Annotated in this window: 6 protein-coding genes; 4 read left to right on the top strand and 2 right to left on the bottom strand. The window is 75.5% G+C overall.

Features of this window, described 5'->3' with window-relative positions; genetic code table 11:
* Both G3I42_RS31740 and G3I42_RS31735 read left to right on the top strand, forming a co-directional pair.
* The coding region (locus tag G3I42_RS31740) for a peptidase C39 family protein (protein ID WP_164291142.1) at nt 1-1,287 on the top strand (1,287 nt) is incomplete at its 5' end.
* Between the two features lie 275 nt (nt 1,288-1,562).
* A complete protein-coding gene (locus tag G3I42_RS31735) occupies nt 1,563-2,735 on the top strand; it encodes an acyl-CoA dehydrogenase family protein (protein ID WP_164291141.1) in 1,173 nt (390 codons plus the stop codon).
* Here G3I42_RS31735 and G3I42_RS31730 read toward each other — a convergent pair.
* Both G3I42_RS31730 and G3I42_RS31725 read right to left on the bottom strand, forming a co-directional pair.
* On the bottom strand, nt 2,698-3,165 hold the full coding sequence (locus tag G3I42_RS31730) for a hypothetical protein (protein WP_164291138.1): 468 nt from the start codon (nt 3,163-3,165) through the stop codon (nt 2,698-2,700). The genes G3I42_RS31735 and G3I42_RS31730 overlap by 38 nt on opposite strands.
* 161 nt (nt 3,166-3,326) lie before the next feature.
* Nucleotides 3,327-3,776, bottom strand: a complete 450-nt coding sequence (locus tag G3I42_RS31725) for a hypothetical protein (RefSeq protein ID WP_164291140.1) — start codon at nt 3,774-3,776, stop codon at nt 3,327-3,329.
* 262 nt (nt 3,777-4,038) lie between these two features.
* On the opposite strand from G3I42_RS31725, the gene G3I42_RS31720 reads away from it, so the two are divergent.
* Complete coding sequence (locus G3I42_RS31720; protein ID WP_030996590.1) at nt 4,039-4,479, top strand: Lrp/AsnC family transcriptional regulator; 441 nt, start codon at nt 4,039-4,041, stop codon at nt 4,477-4,479.
* Between the two features lie 64 nt (nt 4,480-4,543).
* The coding region (locus G3I42_RS31715; RefSeq protein WP_164291139.1) for an amidohydrolase family protein at nt 4,544-4,923 on the top strand (380 nt) is incomplete at its 3' end.

The raw sequence follows: 4,923 nt of genomic DNA, 5'->3' as shown, positions 1-4,923 counted from the left end.
GCCCTCGCCGCGCCCCGCCCCAGCAACGGCCGCCCCACCGCCGCCCCGAGAACGGCGGAGTATCACGGCTTCACGAGCGCCGCCGACTGGCGCGCGGGCCGCGCCGAGGGCGTCCGCGTCCTCGCGGGCCGCCGCCCCGGCGTCACCCTCGCCCACGCCATCGGGGAGCGCGACTACGCCGACCCGCACCTGAAGACCACGACGCGCTACGAGTACGCGCGCTGGACCTCGCCGCGCCACCGCCTCACGGTCCCCGCGACCGAGGTCATCGCCTCCTGGAACGCCCACACCCCCACCGGCACCTGGATCGAGGTGGAGCTCTCGGGCACGTACTCGGACGGCGCCGAGACCCCCTGGTACGTCATGGGCCGCTGGACCGCGGGGGACGACCCCGAGCAGGACATCCGCCGCACCTCCGTCGACGACCAGGGCGACGGCCGCAGCAGCGTGTGGACGGACACCTTCTCCCTCGACGACGCCGCCTCCGGGCTCCGCCTCGCCTCCTACCGCCTGCGCCTGAGCCTCTACCGCCGCCCCGGCACCCGGCCCGCGCCCACCGTGTGGCGGCTCGGCGCGATGGGCTCCGACGTGCCGGACCGCTACACCGTCCCCGCCTCCGCGCCCGGCCTCACCGCCGAACTCACCGTGCCGCGGTATTCCCAGGAGATCCACGCCGGGCAGTACCCGCAGTACGACAACGGCGGCGAGGCGTGGTGCAGCCCCACCTCCTCGCAGATGATCATCGAGTACTGGGGCCGCCGGCCGAGCGCCGACCAGCTCGCCTGGGTCGACCCCTCCTACGCCGACCCGCAGGTGTGCCACGCGGCCCGGCAGACCTTCGACTACCAGTACGACGGCTGCGGCAACTGGCCCTTCAACGCGGCCTACGCCGCGACGTACCCCGACCTCCAGGGCGTCGTCACCCGCCTCGGCTCGCTCACCGACGTCGAGACCCTCGTCGCCGCGGGCATCCCGGTCATCACCTCGCAGTCCTTCCTGAAGACCGAGCTGACCGGCGCCGGGTACGGCACCTCCGGGCACCTCATGACGGTCATCGGCTTCACCGCCGACGGCGACGTCATCGCCAACGACCCCGCCTCGCCGAGCGATCCGGCGGTCCGCCGCGTGTACAAGCGCGCCGAGTGGGAGACCATCTGGCTCCGTACCAAGCGCAAGACCGCCACCGGCGCCGACGCGAGCGGCACCGGCGGCGTCTGCTACCTCTACTACCCCGCCGAGCCGAGCCCGCGCCAGCGCGCGGCTCTCGCGGCGGTCGGGGTGCGCTGAACCACGCTCCTGCGGTTCGCGGGGGCGTGCCCGGCCGGTCCCGGGCACGCCCCCGCCACGCCCGCGCACACCTGTTCCACCCCGCCCCGCACACCCGTGACGTGCGGCGATTCTTCCGGCATACTGCCACCGCCCGGCCGCGACCGCCCGGTCCCACCGGCGGGAACGCGCCCCTCCGAGACCCGGAGCGACGCGCGCGGCCCGGCACCCACGAGGCAGCGCCGCCTCCACCCCCGGTGAGCGCTGCCCGCGCCCCACAGGGAGGGATGACACGCATGCCCGCAGACATCCGGCGGTCCGTGGAACGGGACCTGCCCACCGAGGAGTCCGGGGAACTGCTCGCTCTCGTACGCGACATCGCGCGCCGGGAGATCGCCCCGCACGCGGCGGCCGAGGAGGAGAGCGGCACCTTCCCGCGCGCCGCCTTCCGCCTCCTGTCCGACGCCGGACTCCTCGGACTGCCCTACTCCGCCGAGTACGGCGGCGGCGAGCAGCCCTACACCGTCTACCTCCAGGCCGTCGAAGAGCTCGCCGCCGCCCGCCTCACCGTCGGCGTCGGCGTCAGCGTGCACGTCCTGTCCTGTCACGCCCTCGCCACGCACGGCACGAAGGAGCAGCGCGCCACCTGGCTCCCCGCCATGCTCGGCGGCGGCCTGCTCGGCTCGTACTGCCTCTCCGAGCCCACCGCGGGCTCCGACGCCGCCGCGCTCGCCACGAAGGCCGTCCGCGACGGCGAGGACTGGGTCCTGACCGGTACGAAGGCGTGGATCACGCACGGCGGCGTCTCGGACTTCTGCACCGTCCTCGCGCGCAGCGGCGGCCCCGGCGCCAAGGGCATCACCGCCTACCTCGTCCCGGCCGACGCGCCCGGACTGAGCGCGGCCCCGCCCGAGCGGAAGATGGGCCTCAAGGGCTCCCCGACCGCGCAACTCCACTTCGACGGCGTCCGGATCGGCGACGAGCGCCGCATCGGCGCGGAGGGCGAGGGCTTCTCGCTCGCGCTCGACGCGCTCGACGCGGGCCGCCTCGGCATCGCCGCCTGCGCGGTCGGCCTCGCGCAGGCGGCGCTCGACGCGGCACTCGACCGGGCCGCCGAACGCCGCCAGTTCGGGCACCCGGTCGGCGACTTCCAGGGCCTGCGCTTCCTCCTCGCCGACATGGCCACCGCCGTCGAGGCCGGGCGCGCCCTCTACCTCGCCGCGGCCCGCCGCAAGGACGCCGGACTGCCCTACTCGCGGCAGGCGGCGATGGCGAAGCTGCTCTGCACCGACAACGCCATGAAGGTCGCCACCGACGCCGTGCAGGTCTTCGGCGGCGACGGCTGCACGAGCGACTACCCCGCCGAGCGCTACCTGCGCGAGGCGAAGGTGCTCCAGATCGTCGAGGGCACCAACCAGGTGCAGCGGATGGTCATCGGCCGCCACCTGCTCGGTCCCGAGGGCCGCTGAACCAGGGCACGGGCGGGGCCGCGAGGCGCTCCCACTCCGGGTCCCCGCGCAGCGGGAGCGTCGCGCCGCGCTCCGCCCAGCGGGCGAGCAGGGCGCGGTAGAGGGGCGGGTCCTGGCCGTCGGGCGCCGCGGCCCCGTGTCCCTGGGGCCGGGAGCCGCCGTGCCGCCGTGGGCTCTGCGGGGGCCGAGGGGGCTGCGGGCTCTGCGGATACGTGTCGTGCCGAACCGATTCTTCACGGGGCGGCGGGGCCGCGTCGGCGCGTACCCAGGCGCCCGCGCGCCGGGGCGGCGGGGCGTCCGCGCGCGGCTCGGTGGTGCGGGTTCTCGCGCTTTCGCGCGGCAGGGCGAGCAGCGCGTAGCCATGGGTCGGCGCCTCCGGCTGACGGCGCCGCCCGGTGGGCTGTTCCAGGGGCGGGGGAGGGGACGTCATGCCCGGCCCAACGCGGAGCGCGCGGACGGGTCACCGGGGTGGCGGTTCGCGCATCCGTTCTGGTCGTGCCCGGGGAACCCGGCGGGTGCCCCGGGCAGGACGTCCCGCCCCGGCGGTGCGGCGCCGGGGGGAGCGGAGCGCGAAGGCGCGAAGACCCGGGCTCAGGCGGCCCGGTGGTACGTACGCAGCGGACGGCGGGGCGCCTTGATGGGGCGTGAGCCGGGGCCGCCGACGTGCGAGAAGGGCTGTGTGCGCCAGTCCAGGCCCTGCGGGAGCGTCAGGAGCACCCCGATCTCCTGCTCCTCGGGCCCGCCCTCGTCGGCCGGGAGGGCGCTCGCGGCGGCGCGTCCCGTACCGGCGCAGACGGTGAGCCCGAAGGGGTCCCACGGCGAGGCGCACAGGGCATGCTCCGGCAGGACGTCCTCGTCCGCGAGCAGCGCGATCGGCTGGGCGCAGTCCGGGCACACGACCCGGTAGATCTCGAAGGTGTCGTACGCGTCGAACTCGCCCTCCTCGGCGGACTCGACGGGTTCGACGCCCTCCGGGGCCGGCGGCTCGGCGAGCTGACGGCGGGCGGCACGGGCGCGGCTGGACCGCTTGGGATTCTGCATTCGGGTTTCTCCCCCTCGGGTGGGCCGACAAGGCGCTGCGGCCTCGACCACAGCAAGCACTTCCCCCGGGCCCCGCCCGGTAATCGCGACACCTGTGCGGACACGGCTCCCCGGGTGTGGTCTTCGTCACACGAGGGTGTGAATGTGGGGGTGAGGAGGCGTTCAGGGGGCGTACGGGGGCACGCGCGCCCGCGCTGTCCACCGTGCGAGACGCGACCCCCGCGCCTGTCCAGGTCCCCGCGCGGACGGTAGGTTCAGCGGCATGGAGGACCTTGACCGGCAGATCGTGCGGTTGCTCGTCGCGGACGGGCGGATGAGCTACACCGACTTGGGCAAGGCCACGGGCCTGTCCACCTCGGCGGTGCACCAGCGGGTGCGGCGGCTCGAACAACGGGGCGTCATCCGGGGGTACGCGGCCGTCGTCGACCCGGAGGCCGTCGGCCTCGCCATGACGGCGTTCATCTCCGTCAAGCCCTTCGACCCCTCGGCCCCCGACGACATCGCCGAACGCCTCGCCCCCGTCGAGGAGATCGAGGCGTGCCACAGCGTCGCGGGCGACGAGAACTACATCCTCAAGGTCCGCGTCCAGAGCCCCCACGACCTGGAGAACCTCCTCGCCCGGGTCCGCTCCCTGGCCGGCGTCTCCACCCGCACGACGGTCGTCCTCTCCACCCCGTACGAGTCCAGGCCCCCGCACATCTGAGGGCCCGCGCCCGCGCCGCCCACCCTCGTACCGGCGCCCCCGCGCCACGCGCCACACTGTCCCCATGAACCGCACGACGCCCCCGCCTCCTCCCACCGTCCTGCTCCGCGGTGGTGAGGTGCACAGCCCCGCCGACCCCTTCGCGACCGCCATGGTCGTCGAACGCGGTCACGTCGCCTGGGTCGGCTCCGAAGGCGCGGCGGACGCCTTCGCGGACGGCGTCGACGAGGTCGTCCACCTCGAAGGCGCCCTCGTCACCCCGGCGTTCGTGGACGCGCACGTGCACGCGACCGGCACCGGACTCGCCCTCACCGGGCTGGACCTGAGCGGGGCCACGAGCCTGGAGGAAGCGCTCGACCGCGTCGCGGCCCACGCCCGCACCCGCGCCGGGGACCGCGTCCTGCTCGGCCACGGCTGGGACGCGGCGCGCTGGCCCGGCGGCCG

The sequence above is a fragment of the Streptomyces sp. SID11385 genome, assembly GCF_010548245.1.
Classification (GTDB): domain Bacteria; phylum Actinomycetota; class Actinomycetes; order Streptomycetales; family Streptomycetaceae; genus Streptomyces.
The sequence above is the reverse complement of the archived record's forward strand: the minus strand, read 5'-3'. Positions and strand labels throughout refer to the sequence as shown.

What these genes read in the sequence shown, in the direction of transcription:
- G3I42_RS31735 (WP_164291141.1), top strand. Translation starts at nt 1,563, where the DNA reads ATGCCCGCAGACATCCGGCGGTCCGTGGAACGGGACCTGCCCACCGAG.
- G3I42_RS31730 (WP_164291138.1), bottom strand. Translation starts at nt 3,165, where the DNA reads ATGACGTCCCCTCCCCCGCCCCTGGAACAGCCCACCGGGCGGCGCCGT.
- G3I42_RS31725 (WP_164291140.1), bottom strand. Translation starts at nt 3,776, where the DNA reads ATGCAGAATCCCAAGCGGTCCAGCCGCGCCCGTGCCGCCCGCCGTCAG.
- G3I42_RS31720 (WP_030996590.1), top strand. Translation starts at nt 4,039, where the DNA reads ATGGAGGACCTTGACCGGCAGATCGTGCGGTTGCTCGTCGCGGACGGG.